Annotated in this window: 31 protein-coding genes; 29 read left to right on the top strand and 2 right to left on the bottom strand. The window is 66.6% G+C overall.

Annotation, left to right across the window (positions count from 1 at the left end; translation table 11 throughout):
- The first annotated feature begins 11 nt into the window (after positions 1–11).
- The 26 genes from HV786_RS24585 to HV786_RS24460 all read left to right on the top strand — a co-directional run bounded on the left by HV786_RS24585 (position 12) and on the right by HV786_RS24460 (position 20,137).
- Positions 12–1,241, top strand: a complete 1,230-nt coding sequence (locus HV786_RS24585) for a YbfB/YjiJ family MFS transporter (RefSeq protein WP_175211969.1) — start codon at positions 12–14, stop codon at positions 1,239–1,241.
- A gap of 26 nt (positions 1,242–1,267) precedes the next feature.
- Positions 1,268–2,245 carry a Bug family tripartite tricarboxylate transporter substrate binding protein gene (locus HV786_RS24580; protein ID WP_062840186.1) on the top strand — a complete coding sequence of 326 codons (978 nt, stop codon included), beginning with the start codon at positions 1,268–1,270 and terminating at the stop codon, positions 2,243–2,245.
- Between the two features lie 18 nt (positions 2,246–2,263).
- Positions 2,264–3,325: an NAD(P)H-dependent flavin oxidoreductase gene (locus tag HV786_RS24575; RefSeq protein ID WP_128829746.1), complete on the top strand. Its 1,062-nt coding sequence runs from the start codon at positions 2,264–2,266 to the stop codon at positions 3,323–3,325.
- A 365-nt stretch (positions 3,326–3,690) separates the two neighbouring features.
- The gene (locus tag HV786_RS24570; RefSeq protein ID WP_128829745.1) at positions 3,691–4,527 is read left to right on the top strand and encodes an ABC transporter ATP-binding protein; all 837 of its coding nucleotides are present in this window, start codon (positions 3,691–3,693) and stop codon (positions 4,525–4,527) included.
- Complete coding sequence (gene mlaE, locus HV786_RS24565; RefSeq protein ID WP_056320369.1) at positions 4,524–5,312, top strand: lipid asymmetry maintenance ABC transporter permease subunit MlaE; 789 nt, start codon at positions 4,524–4,526, stop codon at positions 5,310–5,312. Before HV786_RS24570 ends, mlaE begins: the two co-directional genes overlap by 4 nt.
- Before the next feature lie 12 nt (positions 5,313–5,324).
- Positions 5,325–5,825 carry an outer membrane lipid asymmetry maintenance protein MlaD gene (gene mlaD, locus HV786_RS24560; protein WP_056320371.1) on the top strand — a complete coding sequence of 167 codons (501 nt, stop codon included), beginning with the start codon at positions 5,325–5,327 and terminating at the stop codon, positions 5,823–5,825.
- 81 nt (positions 5,826–5,906) lie between these two features.
- Entirely contained in the window at positions 5,907–6,713 is an 807-nt protein-coding gene (locus HV786_RS24555) for an MlaA family lipoprotein (RefSeq protein ID WP_056320374.1), read from the top strand.
- A 37-nt stretch (positions 6,714–6,750) separates the two neighbouring features.
- Entirely contained in the window at positions 6,751–7,389 is a 639-nt protein-coding gene (locus HV786_RS24550) for an MlaC/ttg2D family ABC transporter substrate-binding protein (protein ID WP_056320376.1), read from the top strand.
- Between the two features lie 175 nt (positions 7,390–7,564).
- Complete coding sequence (locus HV786_RS24545) at positions 7,565–8,377, top strand: ABC transporter ATP-binding protein (RefSeq protein WP_128829744.1); 813 nt, start codon at positions 7,565–7,567, stop codon at positions 8,375–8,377.
- Complete coding sequence (locus HV786_RS24540) at positions 8,374–9,186, top strand: ABC transporter permease (RefSeq protein WP_128829743.1); 813 nt, start codon at positions 8,374–8,376, stop codon at positions 9,184–9,186. The genes HV786_RS24545 and HV786_RS24540 overlap by 4 nt, the downstream gene beginning before the upstream one ends.
- Before the next feature lie 5 nt (positions 9,187–9,191).
- The gene (locus tag HV786_RS24535; protein WP_056320382.1) at positions 9,192–9,437 is read left to right on the top strand and encodes a BolA family protein; all 246 of its coding nucleotides are present in this window, start codon (positions 9,192–9,194) and stop codon (positions 9,435–9,437) included.
- Positions 9,437–10,708, top strand: coding sequence for a UDP-N-acetylglucosamine 1-carboxyvinyltransferase (murA, locus tag HV786_RS24530; protein WP_056320441.1), 1,272 nt, complete (start codon positions 9,437–9,439; stop codon positions 10,706–10,708). The genes HV786_RS24535 and murA overlap by 1 nt, the downstream gene beginning before the upstream one ends.
- On the top strand, positions 10,705–11,379 hold the full coding sequence (gene hisG, locus HV786_RS24525) for an ATP phosphoribosyltransferase (protein WP_056320385.1): 675 nt from the start codon (positions 10,705–10,707) through the stop codon (positions 11,377–11,379). The genes murA and hisG overlap by 4 nt, the downstream gene beginning before the upstream one ends.
- Positions 11,380–11,440: 61 nt before the next feature.
- On the top strand, positions 11,441–12,745 hold the full coding sequence (hisD, locus tag HV786_RS24520) for a histidinol dehydrogenase (protein WP_056320387.1): 1,305 nt from the start codon (positions 11,441–11,443) through the stop codon (positions 12,743–12,745).
- Positions 12,742–13,845: a histidinol-phosphate transaminase gene (gene hisC, locus HV786_RS24515; RefSeq protein ID WP_128829742.1), complete on the top strand. Its 1,104-nt coding sequence runs from the start codon at positions 12,742–12,744 to the stop codon at positions 13,843–13,845. The genes hisD and hisC overlap by 4 nt, the downstream gene beginning before the upstream one ends.
- A 1-nt stretch (position 13,846) precedes the next feature.
- Positions 13,847–14,434 (top strand): imidazoleglycerol-phosphate dehydratase HisB, encoded by a 588-nt coding sequence (gene hisB / locus HV786_RS24510; RefSeq protein WP_008160445.1) that lies wholly within the window; start codon positions 13,847–13,849, stop codon positions 14,432–14,434.
- 52 nt (positions 14,435–14,486) lie between these two features.
- Complete coding sequence (gene hisH / locus HV786_RS24505) at positions 14,487–15,185, top strand: imidazole glycerol phosphate synthase subunit HisH (protein ID WP_062840181.1); 699 nt, start codon at positions 14,487–14,489, stop codon at positions 15,183–15,185.
- Between the two features lie 56 nt (positions 15,186–15,241).
- Positions 15,242–15,982, top strand: coding sequence for a 1-(5-phosphoribosyl)-5-[(5-phosphoribosylamino)methylideneamino]imidazole-4-carboxamide isomerase (gene hisA, locus HV786_RS24500; RefSeq protein WP_006224535.1), 741 nt, complete (start codon positions 15,242–15,244; stop codon positions 15,980–15,982).
- Entirely contained in the window at positions 15,979–16,800 is an 822-nt protein-coding gene (gene hisF, locus HV786_RS24495; RefSeq protein ID WP_128829741.1) for an imidazole glycerol phosphate synthase subunit HisF, read from the top strand. Before hisA ends, hisF begins: the two co-directional genes overlap by 4 nt.
- Positions 16,801–16,802: 2 nt before the next feature.
- The gene (gene hisI / locus HV786_RS24490; protein WP_056320398.1) at positions 16,803–17,207 is read left to right on the top strand and encodes a phosphoribosyl-AMP cyclohydrolase; all 405 of its coding nucleotides are present in this window, start codon (positions 16,803–16,805) and stop codon (positions 17,205–17,207) included.
- Positions 17,204–17,554, top strand: coding sequence for a phosphoribosyl-ATP diphosphatase (locus HV786_RS24485; protein WP_128829740.1), 351 nt, complete (start codon positions 17,204–17,206; stop codon positions 17,552–17,554). Before hisI ends, HV786_RS24485 begins: the two co-directional genes overlap by 4 nt.
- A gap of 17 nt (positions 17,555–17,571) precedes the next feature.
- Positions 17,572–17,940 carry a histidine triad nucleotide-binding protein gene (locus HV786_RS24480; protein WP_056320402.1) on the top strand — a complete coding sequence of 123 codons (369 nt, stop codon included), beginning with the start codon at positions 17,572–17,574 and terminating at the stop codon, positions 17,938–17,940.
- Positions 17,941–17,954: 14 nt separating this feature from the next.
- Positions 17,955–18,182 (top strand): Sec-independent protein translocase subunit TatA, encoded by a 228-nt coding sequence (tatA, locus tag HV786_RS24475; RefSeq protein ID WP_056320404.1) that lies wholly within the window; start codon positions 17,955–17,957, stop codon positions 18,180–18,182.
- A 75-nt stretch (positions 18,183–18,257) separates the two neighbouring features.
- Positions 18,258–18,839: a Sec-independent protein translocase protein TatB gene (gene tatB / locus HV786_RS24470; protein ID WP_175211968.1), complete on the top strand. Its 582-nt coding sequence runs from the start codon at positions 18,258–18,260 to the stop codon at positions 18,837–18,839.
- Positions 18,836–19,630, top strand: coding sequence for a twin-arginine translocase subunit TatC (gene tatC / locus HV786_RS24465; RefSeq protein WP_128829739.1), 795 nt, complete (start codon positions 18,836–18,838; stop codon positions 19,628–19,630). Before tatB ends, tatC begins: the two co-directional genes overlap by 4 nt.
- Positions 19,631–19,717: 87 nt before the next feature.
- Positions 19,718–20,137, top strand: coding sequence for a helix-turn-helix domain-containing protein (locus tag HV786_RS24460; protein WP_128829738.1), 420 nt, complete (start codon positions 19,718–19,720; stop codon positions 20,135–20,137).
- Here the strand turns inward: HV786_RS24460 and HV786_RS24455 are convergent.
- Positions 20,134–21,291, bottom strand: coding sequence for a trypsin-like peptidase domain-containing protein (locus HV786_RS24455; RefSeq protein WP_175211967.1), 1,158 nt, complete (start codon positions 21,289–21,291; stop codon positions 20,134–20,136). The genes HV786_RS24460 and HV786_RS24455 overlap by 4 nt on opposite strands.
- 19 nt (positions 21,292–21,310) lie before the next feature.
- On the opposite strand from HV786_RS24455, the gene HV786_RS24450 reads away from it, so the two are divergent.
- On the top strand, positions 21,311–22,087 hold the full coding sequence (locus HV786_RS24450; protein ID WP_175211966.1) for a Nif3-like dinuclear metal center hexameric protein: 777 nt from the start codon (positions 21,311–21,313) through the stop codon (positions 22,085–22,087).
- A 52-nt stretch (positions 22,088–22,139) separates the two neighbouring features.
- On the opposite strand, the gene mscL is transcribed toward HV786_RS24450, so the two are convergent.
- Positions 22,140–22,586 carry a large conductance mechanosensitive channel protein MscL gene (gene mscL, locus HV786_RS24445; protein WP_105236917.1) on the bottom strand — a complete coding sequence of 149 codons (447 nt, stop codon included), beginning with the start codon at positions 22,584–22,586 and terminating at the stop codon, positions 22,140–22,142.
- Between the two features lie 138 nt (positions 22,587–22,724).
- On the opposite strand from mscL, the gene petA reads away from it, so the two are divergent.
- Both petA and HV786_RS24435 read left to right on the top strand, forming a co-directional pair.
- Complete coding sequence (gene petA / locus HV786_RS24440; protein WP_128829737.1) at positions 22,725–23,366, top strand: ubiquinol-cytochrome c reductase iron-sulfur subunit; 642 nt, start codon at positions 22,725–22,727, stop codon at positions 23,364–23,366.
- A 74-nt stretch (positions 23,367–23,440) separates the two neighbouring features.
- Positions 23,441–24,829: a cytochrome b gene (locus HV786_RS24435; RefSeq protein ID WP_056320424.1), complete on the top strand. Its 1,389-nt coding sequence runs from the start codon at positions 23,441–23,443 to the stop codon at positions 24,827–24,829.
- Position 24,830: the final 1 nt, after the last annotated feature.

Raw genomic sequence — 24,830 nt, 5'->3', positions numbered from 1 at the left:
AGAGTGAGGCCATGTCAACGCCTGCTTACCCTTCCCTCGACCCCTCGGCCACCGCCACCCGACTGGCGTGGCCCGCGGCGCTTGCGCTGGCGGCCGCCATGGGCATCGGACGCTTCGCTTTCACGCCGGTCTGGCCATTGATGGCGCAGGAGTCTGGTCTGTCGCTCGCGCAGGGCGGCTGGATGGCGTCGGCCAACTACGCGGGCTACCTGCTGGGCGCGCTGGCCGCGATCGTCTGGCCCGTGCGCCGGCTGCGCGCCACGCTGGCGGCCAGCCTGGCCGCGGTGGCCGCCCTGACGCTTGCCATGCCGCTTGTGAACAACGTGGCCGGCTGGTCGGCGCTGCGGCTGGCCGCGGGCTATGCCAGCGCCAGCGCCTTCATCTGCGTGGTGGCGTGGCGGCCGGTTCCCGCCGGCGACGCGCGCGAGGCCTCGGCGTCCGCAGTGACGTACGCCGGCGTGGGCGCAGGCATCGCGCTCACGGGACTGGCGTGCCTGGCCCTGATGGGCTGGGGCGCGGACGCCAACCTGACCTGGTCCGCGCTGGGCGTCCTGGCGCTGGCGCTGTCCGCGGCGGCGTGGGCTGGCCTGAGCCGGCAATCGCCCCCGGTCCGCCAGACGGGCGCCGGGGCGCCACCGGCGCGACTGCCGCAGGGCATTGCCGCGCTGTCGCTGCACTACGGCGTGTTCGGGGTTGGATACATCATCCCCGCGACCTTCCTGCCCGCCATGGCCAAGGAGATCTTTCCCAATCCGGCGATCTTCGGGTGGGCGTGGCCGATCTTTGGCATGGCTGCGGCGCTGTCCTGCCTGCTGGTACCCCGGCTGGCGCGGGGCCGTGACGACCGGCAGGTGTGGCGCGGAGCGCAGGCGCTGATGGCGGCCGGCATGCTGGCCGTGGCGCTGTGGCACCACATTGCCGCCGTGATTCTGGCGGCGCTGCTGGTGGGGGGCACCTTCATGGTGATCACGCAGGCGGGCATGCTGACCGCGCGCCGCCTGTCCGGCGCGGCGGGGCCGCGGGCGGCGGCCATCATGACGGCGGCGTTCGCTGCCGGGCAGATCCTGGGGCCCTTGCTGGCCTCGTGGGCGGCGCGCTGGGGCGCCGGGTTGCCGCAGGTGTTGGCTGCGAGCGCGGCGCTGCTGGCGCTGTCGGCCTGGGGGCTGGGAAAAGTCACGACAGAGGGCAATGGCGCTGGGCATAATGCCATCGGCCCCTCGGGCCAATCACACAGCAATTAAAAAGCAGGAAAAGAGGAGTCCCCAGCATGAAAGCACTACGCCCCCTGATTGCCGCCCTGGCCGCCACCGCCGCCTTTGGCGGCGCCGCCCAGGCCCAGACCGCCGAATGGCCCGCCAAGCCGGTGACCATGATCGTCCCCTATGCCCCCGGCGGGTTTGCCGACACGCGCGTGCGCCTGCTGGCGCGCAAGCTGGGCGAGTCGCTGGGCCAGCCTGTGGTGGTCGAGAACAAGGCGGGCGCCGGCGGCGTGGTCGGCACCAACCTCATCGCCAAGGCGGCGCCGGACGGCTACACGATCGGCACGGGCAACCTGGCCCCGATGGCGGTCAACCCGTCCCTGATGAAGGAAATGCCCTACAACCCGCAAAAGGACCTGGCGCCGATCATCCTGATCGAAAACAGCCCCCTGGTACTGAGCGTGAACAACGAACTGCCGGTCAAGACGCTGGCCGACCTGATCGCGCTGGCCAAGAAGCAGCCGGGCAAGCTGACTTTCGGTTCGTCCGGCGTGGGTGGCGCGCATCACCTGTCGGGCGAGATGTTCCGCGAGCAGGCCAAGATCGACATCATCCACGTGCCCTATAAGGGCGGCAGCCTGGCCGCCACCGACCTGATGGGCGGCCACATCTCGATGATGTTCGAAATGGGCTACTCCGCGCTGCCCGCCATCCAGGGCAACAAGATCCACCCGATCGCCGTCACGTCCGCCAAGCGCCTGGCCGTGCTGCCCGACGTGCCCACCATGGCCGAATCCGGCCTGCCGGGCTTTGAGTCCTACAACTGGCAGGGCATCGTCGCGCCGGCCGGCACGCCCGCGCCGATCATCGCCAAGCTGAACGCCGAGTTCAACCGCATCCTGAAGGAACCGGATGTGCAAAAGGCCATCGCCGACACCGGCAGCCAGGCCGGCGGCGGCACGCCCGAGGAATTCGCCGCGTTCATCAAGAGCGAAAGCGAAAAGTGGGCGCACGTCATCAAGGCTGGAAACATCCAGCTTCAATAACCTCCCAGGAGTTTTCCCATGGCATCCCCTCTGATTGAACTGCTCAAGCTGGACCATCCCATCATCCAGGCGCCCATGGCGGGCGGCGCCACCACGGTGGAACTGGTGGCCGAGGCATCGAAGGCGGGCGCCCTGGGATCGCTTGGGGCGGCTTACATGACGCCCGAACAGATCGAAGCGGCGGCCGCGGCGATCCGTGCGCGTACGGACCGACCGTTCGCCATCAATCTGTTCGCGTCCGTGCCGCAGCAACCCATGACGGGCAATGCGGATGCAATGCTGGGCCTGATGGCCCGCTACCACGCGCAACTGGGCCTGCCCGCCCCCGAGGCGCCCGGTCCGCAAAGCGACCCGCTGGCCGGCCAGCTCGAGGCCATCCTGCGGATCCGTCCCGCCGTCTTGAGCTTCACCTTCGGCCGCCTGCCGGCCGAGGCCGTGACCCGCTGCCGCGAGCTGGGCATCCTGACCGTGGGGACGGCCACCACGGTGCGCGAGGCCCAGACGCTGGAGCAGGACGGCGTGGACGCCATCGTGGCGCAAGGCGCCGAGGCGGGCGGCCACCGCGGCACATTCCTGGATGCCTTCGAGGCGTCCCTGATCGGCACGATGGCTCTGGTGCCTCAGGTGGCCGACGCCGTTTCGGTCCCGGTCATTGCGTCGGGCGGCATCATGGACGGGCGCGGCATCGCGGCCGCCCTTGCACTGGGCGCCGACCTGGCTCAAATGGGGACGGCCTTTCTCACGACGGACGAATCCGGCATCAGCGAGGCCTACAAGGCCGTCCTGCCCGCCTCCCGCGCTGAACAGTCCCGGGTCACCCGCGCCTTTTCCGGCCGCCCCGCGCGCGGCATCGCCAACGCCTTCATGCGGGACGCGGACGCCATCGGCGGCGACATCCTGCCGTATCCGCTGCAGAACGCGCTGACGCGCCCGATGCGCACGGCGGGCGGCAAGAGCGGCAACATCAACGTCCTGTCCCTGTGGGCCGGCCAGGGTGCGCCGCTGGCGCGGCGGGAATCGACGGCGGATTTGATTCAGCGTCTGGCCCGGGAAACCGCGGCGGCGCGTGCACGTCGCTGAAGGAACAAGGCGGGGCCGCGAAAAAGGGTGTCTGACACCCGGGTCAGAGGCGTGTGCGCTGGGCTGGCGTTCCAGGGGTGTCAGACACCCGTGACGCCTAGAAAGATGGCAGCCAGCCGCCCGCCGGATTGTCCGTGGAATTGAAAACACTGTTCCACGTGCGGCCGGTCCGATTGTGATTGCACAGCCTCGGGCTACAATGTCGCCTCGCCGCCGGGAGCCGACGCTTGAGCTCGTCCCCGGCATCTGAGTAACAGGGCGCTTCCCGACGCAGCCTGTCTTGCCCGCGCCGGCCAGGTTCTCCGGCCCGCTTGCCGGCAGGACAGCACGGCAAGCTCCGCCGCCGAAACTCCCTTTCGTTGCCCATGCCCGCTCAAACCAGCAGCACCCCGGAATTCGCCCTGCGCCTGGAAGGTGTGGCGCTTGGCTACGGTGATTTCACCGTCTTGCGCGATATTTCCATGGACGTCCGGGCGGGCCAGGTCGTGGCAGTCATGGGTGGGTCGGGCTCCGGCAAGACCACGCTGCTGCGCGCGGCCACCGGCCAGATCACCGCCCAGCAGGGCCGCGTCCTGGCGTTCGGCCAGGATATCGGCGCCGCATCCCGCGACGAAGTGCAAGCCCTGCGCAAGCGCATGGGCGTGCTGTTCCAGCAGGGCGCGCTGTTCACCGACCTGAACGTGTTCGAGAACGTGGCCTTTCCCCTGCGCGAGCACACGCGCCTTCCCGAGGCCGAACTCACCGACCGCGTGCTCGACAAGCTGGATGCCGTGGGCCTGCGCGCCGCCGCCCACCTGAAGGTCTCGGAAATCTCCGGCGGCATGGCCCGGCGTGTGGCGCTGGCCCGCGCCGTGGTCCTGGAACCCGAACTGATCCTGTACGACGAACCCTTCGCGGGGCTGGACCCGATCTCGCTGGGCATCACCGCCCGCCTGATCCGCAGCCTTGCCGACCGTCTGGGTTGCGCCTCGGTGCTGATCACCCACGACGTGCAGGAATCCTTTGCCATTGCAGACCAGGTCTACCTCGTGGGCCGCGGCCAGCTCGCCGCCTCCGGCACGCCGCAGATGCTCGCGGCCTCGCCGGACCCTTACGTCCAGCAATTCCTGAAAGGCCAGCCGGACGGCCCGGTGGCATTCCAATATCCCGAAACTCCCGCCTTCCAGAAGTGGCTGTCGCAACAGAAAGGGCGCAAAGCATGAGCGGATCCAACAACGCCATCGCCGTGCTGGGCCAATGGGTGCGTTCCCACGTCGCCGGCATCGGCTATTTCACCCGGTTCTTCGGCGCCATGCTGGCGCGCAGCGGCATCGCGCTGTCCCGCCCGCGCCTGGTGTCGCAGCAGGTCCACTTCATCGGCAATTATTCGCTCCTGATCATTGCCGTCTCCGGCATGTTCGTGGGCTTCGTGCTGGGCCTGCAGGGCTACTACACGCTGAACCGCTACGGCTCCGAAGAGGCCCTGGGCCTGCTGGTGGCCCTGTCGCTGGTGCGCGAGCTGGGGCCGGTGGTCACCGCGCTGCTCTTTGCGGGCCGCGCCGGCACCTCGCTCACGGCCGAGATCGGCCTGATGAAAGCGGGCGAACAATTGTCGGCCATGGAAGTCATGGCCGTGGACCCGATACGCCGGGTGCTCGTGCCGCGCCTGTGGGGCGGCATCATCGCCATGCCCATCCTGGCTGCGGTCTTCTCCATGGTGGGCATTCTGGGCGGCTGGGTCGTGGGCGTGCTGCTCATCGGCGTGGACGCCGGCGCCTTCTGGTCGCAGATGCAGAACGGCGTCGATGTATGGAAAGACGTCGCCAACGGCGTCATCAAGAGCGTCGTCTTCGGCGTCACGGTGACGCTGGTGGCGCTCTACGAAGGCTGGCAGGCCAAGCCCACCCCCGAAGGCGTTGCCCGCGCCACCACGCGCACCGTGGTCGTGGGCTCGCTGGCGGTGCTGGGGCTGGACTTCCTGCTCACCGCCTTGATGTTTGGAAATTGATACGGATCGATCATGTCACGCGAAAAAACCGACTTCTGGGTAGGCCTGTTTGTATTGCTGGGCGCGATCGCGCTTGGATTCCTGGCGTTGCGCGCCGGCAACTTGAGCACCTTTTCCTTTGCCCCGACCTATACCGTGACGGCCAACTTCGATAACGTAGGCGGCCTCAAGGTGCGCGCGCCGGTCAAGAGCGCCGGCGTGGTGGTGGGCCGGGTCACGAACATTTCCTTCGACGACAAGACCTTCCAGGCCATCGTTTCGGTCGATCTGGAAACGGCATACCAGTTCCCCAAGGACTCGTCGGCCGCCATCCTGACCTCGGGCCTCCTGGGCGAGCAATACCTGGGCCTGACCGCCGGAAGCGAGGAAGATAACTTTACCGACGGCGGAAAAATCCGCTATACACAAAGCGCCGTGGTCCTGGAGCAGCTGATCAGCCAATTCCTGTACGGGTCGGCGGAAAAGCAGGGCACGACCGCCGCGCCGGAAGGCGCTCCCAAGGCGCAGGATTAAAGGCCCGGCACAAACAAGCCGTTACTACGCTGCGTCTCGCGGTCGCGATAACAAAAGAATGTTGATAGGGATACCCGGATCATGAATAAGAAAGCTATTTCCCGAATTGCCACCGTCGCAGCGGCGGGCGCGCTGATGGCCGGCTGCGCCGCACCCAAGAATCCGGATCCGCGCGACCCCTGGGAAGGCTTCAACCGTGGCGTCTACCAGTTCAACGACACGGTCGACCGCGCGGTGTTCAAGCCGGTCGCGCAGGCCTACACGTTCGTGACGCCGCAGCCCGTGCGCAGCTGCATCCACAACATCTTCAGCAACGTCGGCGACCTGTGGTCCGGCACCAACAGCTTCCTGCAGGGCCGCGGCCACGACTTCGTGAACACGCTGGGCCGCTTCCTGTTCAACACGACCATGGGCGTGGGCGGCTGCTTCGACGTCGCCTCGGCCAATGGCGCGCGCAAGATCCCCAACGATTTCGGCACGACGCTCGGCGTCTGGGGCTTCAGCCAAGGTCCGTACCTGGTGCTGCCGTTCTTCGGCGCCTCCAGCGTGCGTGACGGCGTCGGCCTGGTCGGCGACCTGTACGGCACCACCTACGGCTACATGGGCGTGGACTCGATCGACAACGTCCGCCTGCGCAATTCGCTGTGGGGCCTGCGCATCGTCGACACGCGCGCCAACCTGCTCGACACGACCGACACCATCGACCGCGTGGCGCTGGACCCGTACAGCTTCGTGCGCGACGCCTTCCTGCAACGCCGCGCCGCCATGGTCCTGGGCCATCGCGTGGATGACGAAGGCTCGCTGCCCAACTACGAAGACGACGGCGACGACGCCCCCGCCGCCCCCGCGCCGGCCCCCGTGCCTGCACCGCAACCCGCGAACAAGTAAGCTGTCGGATTGCGCTTTCGGTACTGAAGGAGATTTGATGCGATTTTCCGTTCCCTCCCTGTTGCAGCGACTGATGTTCGCGGGCCTGCTCGGCCTGTCCGCCGCCACGGCCGCGTCAGCCGCACAAGCCAAGCCGGATCCCAACGGCCCGCCCGAACAATTCGTGCTGGCTGCCGCCAACGAGGCCCTGGATGTCCTGAAGGCTGACGGCGCGGTCCGGGCCGGCAACACCGCCCGCATCAACCAGGTCGTCGACCAGCACATCCTGCCGTACGTCAACTTCCAGAAGACGACGCGCCTGGCCGCCGGCCGCTACTGGCGCCAGGCCTCCGACCAGCAGAAAACGGCGCTGGCCGAGGCCTTTCGCGGCACGCTGATCCGCACGTACAGCGGCGCGCTGACCCGCGTCACGTCCAGCACCACCATCACCGGCCTGCCGTTCCGCGGCGATCCCAAGGCCGACGACGTGGTCGTGCGCACGCTGATCAGCCAGTCCAACAGCCAGCCGGTGGGCGTGGACTACCGCCTGGAAAAGACCCCGCAGGGCTGGAAGATCTACGACATGAACGTCGAAGGCATCTGGCTGATCGAGAACTACCGCAACCAGTTCGCCCAGCAGATCAACCAGAACGGCATCGACGGCCTGATCCAGGCGCTGAACCAGCGCAACAAGTAAAGACCCGTTCAGGCTCAGCTCGGCCCGGCGCGTCCCCTCGGGGGGCCGCCGGGCCGATTGTTTTTGGGGACGCTACAAGCGGGGCGTCCCCTTTGCCACCGGGGCCATCAGGGCTCCTGCCGCACCGCGCTTATATAATGGTCAATTCGCTCTTTCCGGGCCATCTCCCCCCGTCATGTCCGCCGTCAGCCTAGAAAACGTCTCCAAGATCTACTCGCCGCGCCAGCGCGGCTGGCAGAAACTGCTCGGGCGCGCGCCCCGGCCCGGCTTTCAGGCGCTGGACAACGTCAGCCTGAACATCGAGCACGGCGAGTTCTTCGGCCTGCTCGGCCCCAACGGCGCGGGCAAGACCACGCTCATCTCCATCCTGGCGGGCCTCGCGCACGCCACCTCGGGCCGCGCCACCGTCTGTGGTTACGACGTCGTGGCCGACTACAAGTCGGCGCGGCGGGCGCTGGGCGTCGTGCCGCAGGAATTGGTCTATGACCCGTTCTTTACCGTGAGCGAGACGCTGCGCATCCAGTCCGGGTACTTTGGCCTGCGCAAGAACGACGACTGGATCGACGAGATCCTGTTCAACCTGGGCCTGGCCGACAAGGCCAATTCCAACATGCGGGCGCTGTCCGGCGGCATGAAGCGCCGCGTGCTGGTGGCGCAGGCGCTGGTGCACCGCCCGCCAGTCATCGTGCTGGACGAGCCGACCGCGGGCGTGGACGTGGACCTGCGCCGCACGCTGTGGGAGTTCATTTCGCGGCTGAACAAGGCCGGCCACACCATCATGCTCACCACGCACTATCTGGAAGAGGCCGAGGCGCTCTGTAACCGCATCGCCATGCTCAAGGGCGGGCGCGTCGTGGCGCTGGACACCACCCAGGCGCTGCTTGCCCGCGTGGGCGGCGTGGATCTGGAAGACGCTTTCGTGCGCATCATGCACCAGGACGACGAGCCCGGCGCGCGCGCCCTGCAACCCGAAGAGATCTCATCATGACCCAGCCCGCCACGCCTACCGGCCAGCCGCTGGTGCAGCCCCGCCTGGACGCCGGCTCCGGCTTTCCGACCCTGCTGCGCAAGGAATTGCTGCGCTTCTGGAAGGTCAGCTTCCAGACCATCGCCGCGCCCGTCATCACCGCGCTGCTGTACCTGCTGGTCTTCGCGCACGTGCTGGAAGGGCGCGTCACGGTGTACGGCACCGTGCCCTACACGTCATTCCTGATTCCCGGGCTCATGATGATGAGCATGCTGCAGAACGCGTTCGCCAATCCGTCGTCGTCGCTCATCCAGAGCCGCATCACTGGCAACCTGGTGTTCATGCTGCTGCCGCCGCTGTCGCACCGGGACATCTTCGGCGCCTACGTGCTGGCCGCGATCGCGCGGGGTCTGGCGGTCGGCCTGTGCGTGTGGGCCGTGGCGCTGTTCTTCGTGCCGCTCGCGCCCGCGCATCCGCTGTGGGTGCTGGTCTTTGCCGTGATGGCGTGCGGCATCATGGGCACGCTGGGGCTGGTCGCGGGCCTGTGGTCCGAAAAATTCGACCAGCTCGCGGCCTTCCAGAACTTCCTGATCATGCCGGCCACCTTCCTGTCCGGCGTGTTCTATTCCATCCATACGCTGCCGCCGTTCTGGCAAAGCGTCTCGCACTGGAACCCCATCTTCTACACCATCGACGGATTCCGCTACGGATTCTTCTCGGTGTCGGACGTCTCGCCCTGGCACAGCCTGGCGGTGGTGACGGCGGTGTTCCTTGCGCTCTCCGCTTACGCGCTGCGGCTTCTGGCCAGCGGCTACAAACTCAGGAACTGACGTCCATGCTTCCCACTCCCGCGCAAGTCCGCCAATACATCGCTGACGGCCTGCCCTGTGAACATCTCGACGTGCAGGGCGACGGGTCGCACTTCGACGCCGTCATCGTCAGCACGGCCTTCGAAGGCAAGCGCCTGATCCAGCGCCACCAGCTTGTCTACGCCGCACTGGGCGACCGCATGAAAGCCGAGATCCACGCCCTGTCGATGCGCACCCTGACCCCCGCCGAATACCAGAAAGCGGGCGAATAATGGACAAGCTTCGCATTACCGGCGGCGCGCGGCTGCATGGCGAGATCTCGATTTCCGGCGCCAAGAACTCGGCCCTGCCGATCCTGTGCGCGGGTCTGCTGACCGCCGACACGCTGGTTCTGTCCAATGTGCCGCGCCTGAACGACACCGGCACCATGCTGCGCCTGCTGGCCCGCATGGGCGTGCGCGCCGAACGCGCCGACGACGGCATCGTCACGCTGCAGGCCGGCAACGTCGACAGCCTGGAAGCGCCGTACGACCTGGTCAAGACGATGCGCGCCTCGATCCTGGTGCTGGGCCCGCTGGTCGCGCGGTTCGGCGAGGCCCGCGTCAGCCTGCCCGGCGGCTGCACCATCGGCCAGCGGCCGGTCGACCAGCACATCAAGGGCCTTGCCGCGTTGGGTGCTGAAATCAGCATCGAGCACGGCTTTGTGGTGGCGCGCGCCAAGCGCCTGAAGGGCGCCTCCATCCGCACCGACATGGTCACGGTCACCGGCACGGAAAACCTGCTGATGGCCGCCGTGCTGGCCGAGGGCCGCACCGTGCTGGAAAACGCGGCGCGCGAGCCCGAAGTGGTGGACCTGGCGGAACTGCTCATCAAGATGGGCGCCCGCATCCAGGGCCACGGCACCGACCGCATCGTGATCGACGGCGTCGAGCGCCTGCACGGCGCCGAGCACCGCGTCATCTCCGACCGCATCGAAGCCGGCACCTTCCTGTGCGCGGTGGGCGCGGCCGGCGGCGACATCCTGCTCAAGAACGCGGATGCCGACATCCTGGGCGCCACGCTGGACAAGCTGACCGAAGCGGGCCTGACCATCGAGACCGGTCCCGGCTGGATCCGCGGCGCGATGGACAAGCGCCCCAAGGCCGTGGGTTTCCGCACGCACGAATACCCGGGCTTTGCCACCGACATGCAGGCCCAGCTGATGGCGCTGAACACCGTGGCCGACGGCACGTCGGTCATTGTCGAGACCATCTTCGAGAACCGCTACATGCACGTGCAGGAACTGCGCCGCATGGGCGCCCAGATCGACATCGACGGCCACACTGCTGTCGTGCGCGGCGTGCCGCGCCTGTCGGGCGCAACGGTCATGGCGACCGACCTGCGCGCCTCGGCCAGCCTGGTCATCGCCGGCCTGGCCGCTGATGGCGATACGCTGGTCGACCGCATCTACCACCTGGATCGCGGCTACGATCAGATGGAAGTGAAACTGCGCGCCCTGGGCGCGGATATCCAACGAGTTACCGGCAAGGAACAGGCTCAATGAGCAATGCCTCCGTCACCCCCCTGACCCTGGCGTTGTCCAAGGGCCGCATCTTCGAAGAGACCATGCCTTTGCTGGCGGAAGCCGGCATCGAAGTCCCCGAGAACCCCGAAAGCTCGCGCAAGCTCATTCTGCCCACCAGCGATCCCGGCCTGCGCCTGATCATCGTGCGCGCCTCGGATGTGCCCACCTACGTGCAGTACGGCGCGGCCGACCTGGGCATCGCGGGCAAGGACGTGCTGATCGAGCACGCCAAGGAACAGCCCGGCGGCCTGTACCAGCCCATCGACCTGAACATCGCCAAGTGCCGCCTGGCCGTGGCCGTGCGCAACGGCTTTGACTACGACGCCGCGGTCCACCAGGGCGCGCGCCTGCGCGTGGCCACGAAGTACGTGCAGTCAGCCCGTGAACACTTCGCGGCCAAGGGTGTGTACGTGGACATCATCAAGCTGTATGGTTCGATGGAACTGGCGCCGCTCGTCGGCTTGGCCGATTGCATCGTCGACCTGGTGTCCACCGGCGGCACGCTGCGCGCCAACGACCTGGTCGCCGTGGAAGACGTCATGCCGATCTCGTCGCGCCTGATCGTCAACCAGGCCGCCTTGAAAACCCGCGGCGACCGCCTGCAGCCGCTGCTGGATGCCTTCGCAAGGGCGGCCTCCCGCAACGTCTGATTCCCGCCCGCCGCGCCCGGCGCGGCGGCCGATACCGTTACCTGCTTTGCTCCATGACGCCATGGCCCTGATCAATCGTCTCGACTCCCGCGATCCCGGATTCAAATCCGCCCTGTCCAAGCTGCTGGCCTTCGAGGCCACCGAGGACGAATCCATCGACCGCGCCGCCGCCAGCATCCTGGCCGACGTGCGCACCCGCGGCGACGCCGCGCTGGTGGAATACACGCAGCGGTTCGACCGCATGCCGGACGCGGCAGCGCATACGCTGGAGATCCCCAAGGCCGATTGGCATGCGGCCCTGGCCGGGCTGCCGGCCGCGCAGCGCAATGCGCTGGAAGCCGCCGCCGATCGCGTGCGCGCCTACCACGAGCGCCAGCGCGCCGAGACCTGGACCTACACCGAAGCCGACGGCACGCTGCTTGGCCAGCAGGTCACGCCGCTGGACCGCGTGGGCCTGTACGTGCCCGGCGGCAAGGCCGCGTATCCGTCGTCCGTGCTGATGAACGCCATTCCGGCCAAGGTCGCGGGCGTGCAGGAGCTGGTCATGGTCACCCCCACGCCAGACGGCGTGCGCAATCCCATCGTGCTGGCCGCCGCCGCCATCGGCGGCGTGGACCGCGTGTTCGCCATCGGCGGCGCGCAGGCCGTGGGTGCGCTGGCCTATGGCACCGACACCGTGCCGGCCGTGGACAAGATCGTCGGCCCGGGCAATGCCTACGTCGCGGCTGCCAAGCGCCGCGTGTTCGGCGTGGTCGGCATCGACATGATCGCCGGCCCCAGCGAAATCCTGGTCATCTGCGACGGCAAGACGCCGGCCGACTGGATCGCGATGGACCTGTTCTCGCAGGCCGAGCACGACGAGCTCGCCCAGTCCATCCTGCTCTGTCCCGACGCCGCCTTCATCGAAGAGGTCGAAGCGGCCATCGCCCGCCTCTTGCCCACCATGCCGCGCGCCGACATCCTGCGCGTCAGCCTGGCCAACCGCGGCGCGCTGATCCTGGTGCGCGACCTGGAAGAAGCCTGCCAGATCGCCAACGACATCGCCCCCGAGCATTTGGAAATCTCCACCGAGCAGCCCGAAGTCTGGACCGCCCGCATCCGCCACGCCGGCGCCATCTTCATGGGCCGCTTCAGCTCGGAAGCCCTGGGCGACTACTGCGCCGGCCCGAACCACGTGCTGCCCACCTCGCGCACGGCGCGCTTCTCGTCGCCGCTGGGCGTGTATGACTTCCAGAAGCGTTCCAGCCTGATCCAGGTCTCGCACGCCGGCGCCCAGACGCTGGGCCGCATCGCCGCCGAACTGGCGCTGGGCGAGGGCTTGCAGGCGCATGCCGCAAGCGCCCAGTACCGGGTCGACAAGGCATGAGCGCGGGACCGGCGGACGTCGCCGGCCGCGTCAAAGGCACCGTCCGCGCCGACATCCGCGAGCTGGCGGCGTACCCCGTTGCCCATGCCGAAGGCTGCATCAAGCTGGACGCCATGGAATGCCCGTACGAGCTGCCCGAGGCCGTGCGCGATGACATCGCGCGCGCCGTCCGCGACACGCCGCTGAACCGCTATCCGTCCGCGGATCTCTCCGCGCTGCAGGCCGCCGTCAAGACGGCCTTCGGCGTGCCCGATGGCGCGGACGTGCTGTTTGGCAACGGCTCGGACGAGCTCATCCACCTGATGGTCCAGGCGTGCTGCAATCCGGGCGACGTGGTGCTGTCGCCCTGGCCGTCGTTCGTGTACTTCGACATGGCTGCGCGTTTTGACCACGCGCGTTTCGTGGGCGTGCCGCTGACCGATGCCTTGACCCTGGACCTGCCCGCCATGCTGGCGGCCATCGGCCAGCATCAGCCAAAGCTCGTGTTCCTGGCCACGCCCAACAATCCTACCGGCGGTCTCTGGTCGCGCGAGGACGTGGACGCCATCATCCAGGCCGCGCCGGGGCTTGTGGTGATCGACGAGGCCTACCAGCCGTTCGCGGACTGCACCTGGATGCCGCGCGTGCTGGAGGCTCCCAACGTGGTCGTCATGCGCACCGTGTCCAAGATCGGCCTGGCCGGGCTGCGCTTCGGCTACCTGGCCGGCGATCCGGCCTGGATCGCCGAGCTGAACAAGGTGCGCCCGCCCTACAACCTGAACGTGCTGACGCAGGCCACGCTGCAGGCCGTGCTGCGGCACAAGGCCGTGCTGGACGAACAGGCGGCCCGGCTGCGCGCCGACCGCGAGCCATTGGCCGCGGCGCTTGCGCAATTGCCCGGCGTCAGGGTATTCCCTTCCGCGGCCAATTTCATTCTGGCCCGCTTTTCCGGCAAGCTCGACGGCAACGCCGTGCATCTTGCCCTGAAAACGCGCAAAATATTGATTCGCAACTTCTCCAATGCCCACCCGCTGCTGGCCAACTGCCTGCGCATCTCGGTGGGCGCCCCGGCCGAGAACGCCGCCTTGCTATCCGCCCTGCAAGAGATCTTGAGTGCTTAACATGCGTACCGCAGAAATCACCCGCAACACCAACGAAACCCGCATCCGCGTGGCCATCAACCTGGATGGCACCGGCAAGCAGACGATCGACACGGGCGTGCCCTTCCTGGATCACATGCTGGACCAGATCGCGCGTCACGGCCTGATCGACCTGGACATCAAGGCCGAGGGCGACCTGCACATCGACGCGCACCACACGGTGGAAGACGTGGGCATCACGCTGGGCATGGCCATCGCCAAGGCCGCGGGCACCAAGGCCGGCCTGCGCCGCTACGGTCACGCGTACGTGCCGCTGGACGAAGCGCTGTCGCGCGTGGTGGTGGACTTCTCCGGCCGCCCCGGCCTGGAATATCACATCCCGTTCACGCGCTCGCACATCGGCAGCTTCGATGTGGACCTCACGCGCGAATTCTTCCAGGGCCTGGTCAATCACGCGCTGATCACGATGCACATCGACAACCTGCGCGGCTTCAACTCGCACCATCAGGCGGAAACCGTGTTCAAGGCCTGTGGCCGCGCGCTGCGCATGGCGCTGGAAGTCGACCCGCGCATGGGCGACGTCGTGCCGTCCACCAAGGGCGTGCTGTAAGGTACGCAACCCAGGCAAGCCATCCCCTTCGCACCGCACCAGGCAGACAGAAGTGACCACTATCGCCATCGTCGACTACGGAATGGGCAATTTCCATTCCGTCGCACGCGCCCTGAAATACGCCGCGCCTGACGCCGACATCCGCATCTGCAACCAGCCCCAGGAAATCGCCGCCGCCGACCGCGTGGTGTTTCCGGGCCAGGGCGCGATGGCGGACTGCATGCGCACCCTGAACGAATCCGGGCTGCGCGACGCCGTCGTGCGCGCCGCCCGCGAAAAGCCCCTGCTGGGCGTCTGCGTTGGCGAACAGATGCTGTTCGACGCCAGCGAAGAGGGCGCCACCACTTGCCTGGGACTGTTCCCGGGCGTCGTGCGCCGCTTTTCCGGCCCCGGCTTTGCCGACCTGATCCCCGCCGACGACGAAGCCTGCCTGGCCGACACCGGCGCGGCAGGTCTGGCGGACACCCGCCCCGAGCGCCTGAAGGTGCCGCACATGGGCTGGAACAAGGTCCGCCACACCCGGTCTCACCCGATCTGGGAAGGCATTCCGGACGACTCGCACTTCTACTTCGTCCATAGTTATTACGCCGATCCGGCCGATCCGGGCCTGACGGTTGGTGAAACCGATTATGGCGTCACCTTTACCTGCGCGGTGGCGGCAGCTAACATTTTCGCGGTGCAGTTCCACCCCGAAAAGAGCGCCGAGCACGGTTTGCGCCTGTATCGCAATTTTGTAGACTGGCAGCCGTAGGCCCCGAGCCCCGTGCGCCAGCCCGTTCAACCCCATTTTTTTTCTCGCTGCCAACCATGCTGCTGATCCCCGCCATCGATCTCAAAGACGGGCGTTGCGTGCGCCTGCGCCAGGGTGACCTGGACGATGCAACGGTGTTCTCCGAAGACCCCGCCGCCATGGCCACCCGCTGGCTTGACCAGGGCGCCCGCCGCCTGCATCTGGTCGACCTGAACGGCGCCGTCGCCGGCAAGCCCAAGAACGAAGCGCCCATCAAGGCGATCCTGGACGCCGTCGGCGACGACATTCCCGTCCAGATCGGCGGGGGCATCCGTGACCTGGACACCATCGAACGCTACCTCGACGCCGGCATCTCCTACGTCATCATTGGTACGGCCGCCGTCAAGAATCCGGGCTTCCTGCAGGACGCCTGCGGCGCCTTCCCCGGCCAGATCATCGTTGGCCTGGACGCCCGCGACGGCAAGATCGCCACCGATGGCTGGAGCAAGCTGACCCGCCACGACGTGCTGGATCTGGCCAAGAAGTTCGAAGACTACGGCTGCGAAGCCATCATCTACACCGACATCGGCCGTGACGGCATGCTGTCGGGCGTCAACGTCGAAGCCACCGTACGCCTGGCCCAGCACGTGCGCATTCCCGTGTACGCCTCGGGCGGCATCGCCGGTATCCAGGACATCGAGGCGCTGTGCGCCGTCGAGGAAGAGGGTGTCGAAGGCGCCATCCTGGGCCGCAGCATCTACGAAGGCACGCTCGACTTCCAGGCCGCGCAGGCGCGCGCCGACGAATTGGCAAAATGACCACATCCAGCAGCACCCCCGGGGCCGGCGCGTCCATGCACAACGCGCTGACCCGCCGCATCATTCCCTGCCTTGACGTCACGGCCGGCCGCGTCGTCAAGGGCGTGAACTTCGTCAACCTGCTCGACGCGGGCGACCCCGTCGAGATCGCCCGCCGCTACAACGAGCAGGGCGCCGACGAACTCACGTTCCTGGACATCACCGCCACCAGCGACGGCCGCGACCTGATCCTGCCCATCATCGAGCAGGTGGCCTCGCAGGTCTTCATTCCGCTGACGGTGGGCGGCGGCGTGCGCCAGGTGTCCGACATCCAGCGTCTGCTGAACGCCGGCGCCGACAAGATCAGCATCAACAGCGCCGCGGTAGCCAATCCCGACCTGGTTCGCGCCGCCTCGGACTATCACGGCTCGCAGTGCGTGGTCGTGGCCATCGACGCCCGCCGCGTGTCTGCGCCCGGCGAACCGGCGCGCTGGGAAGTCTTCACGCACGGCGGCCGCAAGGCCACCGGCCTGGACGCCGTGGCGTGGGCGCGCCGCATGGCCGCTTATGGCGCGGGCGAAATCCTGCTCACCAGCATGGACCGCGATGGCACCAAGTCCGGCTTCGACCTGGAACTGACCCGCACCGTCTCGGACGCGGTACCGGTGCCCGTCATTGCCTCCGGCGGCGTCGGCAACCTGCAGCATCTGGCCGACGGCGTCACCACCGGCCGCGCCAGCGCGGTGCTGGCCGCCAGCATCTTCCATTTTGGCCAGCATACCGTCGGCGAGTGCAAGCGATTCATGGCCGAACAGGGCATCGCCGTACGATTGGACTGAACATGAGCAACGAACCTGCCTGGATGGCCGACGTCGTCTTCGACGAAAACGGCCTGATCCCCGCCATCGCCCAAGACGCCGAAAACGGCCAGATCATGATGGTCGCCTGGATGAACCGCGAATCGCTGGCCGAAACGGCCGCCACCGGCCGCGCGGTCTATTGGTCGCGCTCGCGCAAGCGTCTGTGGCGCAAGGGCGAAGAATCCGGCCACGTCCAGGAAGTGCACGAACTGCGCCTGGATTGCGACGGCGACGTGGTCCTCCTGAAGGTCCACCAGCAAGGCGGCATCGCCTGCCACACCGGCCGCGCCAGCTGCTTTTTCCGCCGCCTGGAAGGTCAGACCGACCATGCGTCGTGGGTCACGGTGGATCCGGTGCTCAAAGACCCGGAACTCATCTACAAATGACCGATCAGACCCTGACCGCCGCCGACATCCTGGCGCGCATCGCAGACACGCTGGAAACGCGCCGCCCGCAAAACGGCGGCGATCCCCAGGCTTCCTACACGGCCAAGCTGCTGGCCAAGGGCCCCGACGCCTTTTTGAAGAAGATCGGCGAAGAAGCCACGGAACTGGTCATGGCCGCCAAGGATGGCGTGCCCGACCGCATCGTCAGCGAAACCGCCGATTTGTGGTTCCACTGCCTGGTGGCACTGACGCATTTCAACCTGCGGCCTGAAGCCGTGCTGGCCGAGCTGGCCCGCCGCGAGGGCCTGTCGGGCCTGGCGGAAAAGGCAAGCCGCCCGAAGGACTGACCACGGAAACCAAACCCATGAGCGACAACTGCCTTTTCTGCAAGATCGCCGCCGGCGACATCCCGTCCAAGAAGGTCTACGAGGACGAGGACTTTGTTGCATTTCACGATATCAATCCGGCCGCGCCGGTCCATTTACTGCTGATCCCTCGACGTCATGTCACATCCATGCAGGATATTACGGGCGAGGACGCAGATTGGTTGGGTAGAATGATGTCGTTGGCGCCGCGGCTTGCCGCCGAAAACGGTTGCCGTCCGGGCCCCGATGGCGGATTTCGCATCATGATCAACTCTGGCGTCGAAGGCGGCCAGGAAGTCCCGCATCTGCATTTCCACATCATCGGCGGCTCGCGTCCCTGGAAAGGGCGCGTGGCCCCCACTGCGTAATTCGGAGAATCATCATGGGTAGTTTTAGCATTTGGCATTGGTTGGTCGTCCTGGTCATCGTCGCGCTGATTTTCGGCACCAAGAAGCTGCGCAACATCGGCGGCGATCTGGGCGGCGCGGTCAAAGGGTTCAAGGACGGCATGAAGGAAGCCAACAGCGACAAGCCCGCCGAACCGGTCACGCAGCAGCGCGTTGCCGGCGACACCATCGACGTGCAGGCCAAGGAAAAGTCCAACTCCTGAGCGTCAGCCAGCCTCCCTCCGGGCCAGCCCTGAACGGGCCGGCCCTTATTGCTTCAATTCCCGAGCGGCCGTCGAATGTTTGATGTCAGCCTCACTGAACTGATGGTGATCGGCGTCGTCGCCCTGATCGTCATCGGCCCCGAACGCCTGCCCAAGGTTGCCCGCACCGTCGGTCACCTGCTGGGCCGCGCGCAGCGTTACGTCAATGACGTCAAGTCCGATATCCAGCGCGAAATCGAACTCGACGAACTCCGCAAGTTCAAGACTGAAATGGAAGACGCGGCCCAGGGCGTGCAGCAATCGCTGAACGAGACCGGGGCCTCGCTGCAGGAACCCGTGCAGCAGTTCCGCGCCGAATTGGACGAAGTCGCCCGCGAAGCCAGCGGCAAGGCCGCCCCCGCCTCACCGGCCACGGCGACTGCCACGCAGGCGCCCGCCGCGGACACGCCCGCCGAGCCCGCACGCACAATCGCCCCGCCCAGCCAGAACCACAATCTGGACCTGGACCTGCCTGCCGCCGAGCCCCAACCCGCGCCCAACGCCGACCCGCGCCCGGCCGCCCCCCAACATCAACCCGCCCCGGCGCCCAGCGCGACCGCGGCTGACGTCGCCGCGCCTGCCGCCAAGCCCGTCTCGCCTTCCGGAACTTCGTCGTGACCCAGGACGCAACCCAAGAAGAAGGCCAGCAAGAGACCTTCATCTCTCATCTGGTCGAGCTGCGCACCCGTCTGCTGCGCGCTGTCGGCGCCGTGGTGGCGGTGTTCATCGTGCTCTTCATCTATCCCGGCGCGTCGGCCATCTACGACGTGCTGGCCGCGCCCATGCTGGCCTCGCTGCCCGAAGGCACCCGCATGATCGCCACGGGCGTCATCACGCCGTTCATGGTGCCCGTCAAGGTCACGATGATGGCCGCGTTCATCCTGGCGCTGCCGGTGGTGCTGTATCAGGCCTGGGCTTTCGTGGCCCCCGGGCTATACCGGCACGAAAAGCGCCTGGCGCTGCCGCTCATCGTATCCAGCACGTTTCTCTTCATCGCGGGCATGGCGTTCTGCTATTTCGTGGTGTTCCGCACGGTGTTCCACTTCATCGCCACGTTCGCGCCGCAGTCCATCACGCCGGCGCCGGACATCGAGGCCTATCTCAGCTTCGTCATGACGATGTTCCTGGCGTTCGGCATCACGTTCGAAGTGCCGGTGGCGGTCGTGCTGCTGGTCAAGATGGGCGTGGTCGAGCTCTCCAAGCTGAAGGCCGCGCGCGGCTACGTGGTGGTGGGCGCCTTCATCATCGCCGCCGTGGTCACCCCGCCCGACGTGGTCAGCCAGTTCATGCTGGCGGTGCCGCTTTGCCTGCTCTACGAGGTCGGACTGATCTGCGCCCGCATGGTCACGCCAAAGGAAAGTGCGTCAGCGGACGACGCAGCGTCGGACTCCCTGACCGAACGCCACTGACCTCGGGCGCATAGCCACCAAGACGGTCCGCATAAAAGCGGACCGTTTTACCTTGTCGGCCTCTGACCGCAGTCCTACATTGCAGTCATGTCGCTTTCTCAAAGACTGCGCACCCTCATGCGGTGGCGCGGCATCCATAGCCAGAACCAGCTTGCGCGCCTGTCGGGCGTGCCGCAGTCCTGCATTCATCGCATTCTTACCCGCGAAGACCGCTATTCGCCCGCCCGCAATACGCTCGTGCGGCTGGCGCACGCCCTGGGCACCAGCGTGCCGTGGCTGACAGACGGCGTGGTGCCCGCCGCGCCCGGGGCAAACCCCACGCCCCGGCTGCCAGACGCCGCGGCCAATGGCGTCGATGGCTACTGCGCCGAAATCTGTGCGCGGCTTGCGCCGCAACCCGACAGCACCAAGCGGCTGATCCTGGCGCTGGTGCGCGAACTGTCTGACAAGCCCGGTACCGGCGTCAGCCCCGGCGCCGCCCGTGCGGCGGCGCGTAAATGCGCCTAGCGCGGCTTTCCCGGTCGCGTACCCACCACCACCGCCAGTTCCGCGGGCTTGCCGCCGCGCAAAATGCCCAGCGCGGCCCGCTGGCCGGGCGGCACCTGCGCAATCTCCGATAGCAGGCCGGTCGTGTCCGCCACCCGCTTGCCATTGACCGACTGCACGATGTCGCCCACGCGCAAGCCGCCGCGCGCGCCCGGGCCATCGCGCATGACGCCGGCGATGATCACCCCCGTCGTGTCGCGCGGCAACGCAAAGGCCCGCGCCAGTTCCGGCGTCACGTCCTGCGGCTCCACGCCCAGCCAGCCGCGCTTGACCGAACCGGTCTTGACGATATCGTCCATCACCTTGCGCGCGATCTCGATCGGCGTGGCAAACCCGATGCCCATCGACCCGCCAGATTCCGAATAGATGGCGGTATTGATGCCCACCAGGTTGCCGTAGGCGTCCACCAGCGCGCCGCCGGAATTGCCGGGGTTGATCGCCGCGTCGGTCTGGATGAAGTTCTCGTAGGTATTCAGGCCCAGGCCATTGCGACCCAGCGCCGACACGATGCCCTGCGTCGTCGTCTGTCCCACGCCGAACGGATTGCCGATTGCCAGCACCACGTCGCCCACCCGCAGGCCCTTGTCGGACGCCAGCGTCGCCGCCGGCAGCTCGCGCAGGCTGGACAACTTGAGCACCGCAAGGTCCGTGTCCGGATCCGCGCCCACGACCTTGGCCGTGTCGCGCCGCCCGTCGCGCAGGGCCACCTCAATGGCGTCCGCGGCCTGCACCACGTGATAGTTGGTCAATACGTAGCCGTCCGCGTTCACGATCACGCCCGAGCCCAGGCTGGTCGAGGCCTCCCGGCGGCTCACGCCCGGCATCTGTCCAAACAGCTGGCGCAGCACCGGGTCATCGGGCAGCGGGATCAACGGCACGTTCACGTGTTTGGTGGTGAATACGTTCACCACCGAGGGCGCCGCCTTTGCCACGCCGTCCGCGTACGACACCGCGCCAACGTCGCCGGCGGGCGCGCGCACGGACGCCGCGGTGGCCGGCAGGACCGCGCCGGGCCCGTTCACCCGCAGCAGGTCGGGCCGCAACGTCGTCACCACGAATAGAATACCCAGGCAGACCGTGACGGCCTGAGCGAAGATCAGCCAATATCGGCGCATGTTTCTGATAGGACTAGCAATGAATAAAGTGGACTCCCGCGTCCTGGCCAGCTGGCTGGACGACACCCTGCAGGCGGCCCGTTTCAAGGACTACTGTCCCAACGGGATGCAGGTGGAAGGCCGATCCGAGGTTGGACACATTATCACCGGTGTGACGGCCAGCGAAGCATTGCTGCGCGCCGCCGTCGAACGCGGCGCGGATGCGGTGCTGGTGCATCACGGCTGGATGTGGCGCAACGAAGACCGCCGCGTCATCGGCACCCGTCGCACCCGCATGGCCCTGACGCTGAAGAACGACCTGAATCTGTACGCCTATCATCTGCCGCTGGATGCGCACCCCACGCTGGGCAATAACGCGCAGCTGGCGCGCGTGCTGGGCCTGTCCCCCGCGCGGCGCGACGATGGCGCGCCCCTGACCTGCGGCCAGGACGGGCTGATCTGGCTGGGCGAGGCCACCGGCCTGCAGACCTTGGGCCAGTTGGGCGAGCGCGTGGCGCAACGCCTGGGCCGCCCGCCGCTCGTCGTGGGCGATCCGGACCAGCCGCTGGCGACCATCGCCTGGTGCACGGGCGGCGCCCAGGGCATGATGGCCGACGCCGTGGACGCGGGCGCAAGCGTCTACATCACCGGCGAAGTCTCGGAATCCACGGTGCACCTGGCGCGTGAAACCGGCGTTGGCTTCATCGCGGCCGGCCACCACGCCACCGAACGCTACGGCGTCCAGGCGCTGGGACAGGCCGTGGCCGAGCGCTTCGGCGTTAAGGTCGAATTCGTGGATATCGACAATCCCGCCTGACCCTGCCGCCCTTGCAAGAAACAAAAGCGTCCAATCAAGGACGCTTTTTCATTTACGGCCGCTTGAGCAGGTCGCGGATTTCGCGCAGCAGGGCGACGTCTTCCGGCGTCTTGGCCGGCGCCGGCGCTTCCTCCTGCTTGTTGCGGGCCTTGTAGATGGCCTTGACCATCCAGAAGATCACGAACGCCAGCAGGACGAAATTGATGATGATGGTGACGAAGTTGCCCCACGCAAACACGTTGGCGCCAGCCTTGGTCAGATCCGCGTAGGTCATCGGACCGGCATAGCCCTCGGGCATCGACAGGACGAGGAATTTATTCGAGAAATCGACCGATCCGCCCAGGATGAAATTGACCAGGGGCATGATGATGTCCCGCACCAGCGAGTCGACGATCCTGCCGAAGGCCGCGCCGATAATGACACCGACGGCCAGATCGACCGCGTTGCCCTTGACCGCGAAATCTCGAAACTCTTTGACGAAACCAGTCGATTTGCTCATAAATCCGCTCCATTCGTGATACGCCTGGGGTAGGCTGGCCTATAATACGCGGTTGCTATGTTGTTACATATTCCCGCGAACCCGATGCCGCAGAAGTGATGCTACTCGTTGAGCGGGCGCATCAACAAGGATAGGAAGATGAGTCAGGATACGCTGGTGCATGACGATGACGGTGCGGTTGATCCCAACCTGCCACCTGATCCTTCGCGACGTTTCTGGGTTACCACCGCCTGTGCTGTGGGCGGCGTAGCAGGTGTCGCAACGGCAGTGCCGCTTGTGAGCACGTTTTCCCCCTCTGAAAAAGCCCGTGCGGCCGGGGCGCCCGTTGAAGTGGATATCGGCGACATTCCCGTCGGCGCCATGAAAACGGTCGAATGGCGCGGCAAACCGGTGTGGATCATCCACCGCTCGCCCGAGCAGCTCGCCGGACTGAAAGCGCTGGACCCCCAGCTTGCCGACCCGCAATCCAAGCGGCCCGGCTTCACCCCTCCCTATGCCGAAAACGAAGCCCGCTCGCGCAAGCCCGAGCTCTTCGTCTGCGTCGGCATCTGCACGCACCTGGGTTGCTCGCCCACCGCGCACTTCGAAACGGGTGGCGGCGGCGGTCTGGGCGCGGATTGGCAAGGCGGATTCCTCTGTCCCTGCCACGGCTCCACGTTCGACCTGGCTGGCCGGGTCTTCAAGAACAAGCCTGCTCCCGATAATCTCGAAGTTCCGCCGTACCAGTACCTCAGCGACACCCGCATCATCGTGGGCGTCGATGAAGACAACAAGGCCTGACGCTCGCGTCGCGCTTTTTTCCCGATCTACGTAAGTAAAAACAATACGCCACGTATTAGAGAAGGAGCCGTTACATGGCTGGCGAGAAAACCGTCGAGACGACAGGCCTGTTGGGCTGGCTGGACCGGCGCTTTCCGGTGACCTCCACCTGGAAAGCCCATCTGTCCGAGTATTACGCACCCAAGAATTTCAACTTCTGGTATTTCTTTGGCTCGCTGGCGCTTCTGGTGCTGGTGCTGCAAATCGTGACCGGCATCTTCCTGGTCATGCACTACAAGCCGGACGCCGAGCGCGCGTTCCAGTCCGTCGAATACATCATGCGCGAAGTCCCGTGGGGCTGGCTGGTGCGCTACATGCACTCGACCGGCGCCTCGATGTTCTTCGTCGTCGTGTACCTGCACATGCTGCGCGGCCTGCTCTACGGTTCCTACCGCAAGCCCCGCGAACTGGTGTGGATCTTCGGCGTTGCGATCTTCCTCTGTCTGATGGCCGAAGCATTCTTCGGCTACCTGCTGCCGTGGGGCCAGATGTCGTATTGGGGCGCCCAGGTGATCGTGAACCTGTTCGCGGCCATCCCGTTCATCGGCCCTGAACTGTCCATCTGGATCCGCGGCGACTACGTCGTGTCCGACGCCACGCTGAACCGCTTCTTCGCCTTCCACGTCATCGCCATTCCGCTGGTGTTGATCGGCCTGGTCGCCGCGCACCTGGTGGCGCTGCACGAAGTCGGCTCCAACAACCCGGACGGCGTCGAGATCAAGCAGGGCCCGAAGGACAAGTACGGCCGCCCGAAAGACGGCATCCCGTTCCATCCGTTCTACTCGGTGCATGACCTGGTGGGCGTGGCGGGCTTCCTGCTGGTGTTCGCGGCCATCGTGTTCTTCGCTCCGGAAATGGGCGGGTACTTCCTCGAGTTCAACAACTTCATTCCCGCTGACTCGCTGAAGACGCCTCCGCACATTGCGCCGGTCTGGTACTTCACGCCGTTCTACTCGATGCTTCGTGCCACCACCGATGAATTCACGTGGGTGCTGGCGGGCGCGTCGGTGCTGGGCGCCATCGTGCTGTTTGCCAAGAGCAACCTGAAGGGCTTCATGCGCATCGCCGTCCCCGGCATCCTTATCGTCGTCGCCGTGCTGCTGCGCGTCATCGACGCCAAGTTCTGGGGCGTGGTGGCCATGGGCGGCACGGTCGTCATCCTGTTCTTCCTGCCCTGGCTGGATCATTCGCCGGTCAAGTCCATCCGCTACCGCCCCACGTGGCACAAGTGGATCTACGGCATCTTCATGGTCAACTTCCTGGTGCTCGGCTACATCGGTACTCAGCCGCCCAGTCCGCCGTTGAACCTGACGTCGCAGATCGGCACGCTGCTGTACCTGGCTTTCTTCTTTCTGATGCCGGTATGGAGCCGCCTGGGCACCTTCAAGCAAGTGCCCGACCGCGTCACGTTCCACGCCCACTGAG

This window comes from Achromobacter mucicolens, from assembly GCF_902859725.1.
In the GTDB taxonomy this organism is placed as follows: Bacteria; Pseudomonadota; Gammaproteobacteria; order Burkholderiales; family Burkholderiaceae_B; genus Achromobacter; species Achromobacter mucicolens.
Note: the sequence above shows the minus strand (reverse complement) of the source record. Positions and strands in the feature narration are given on the sequence as shown.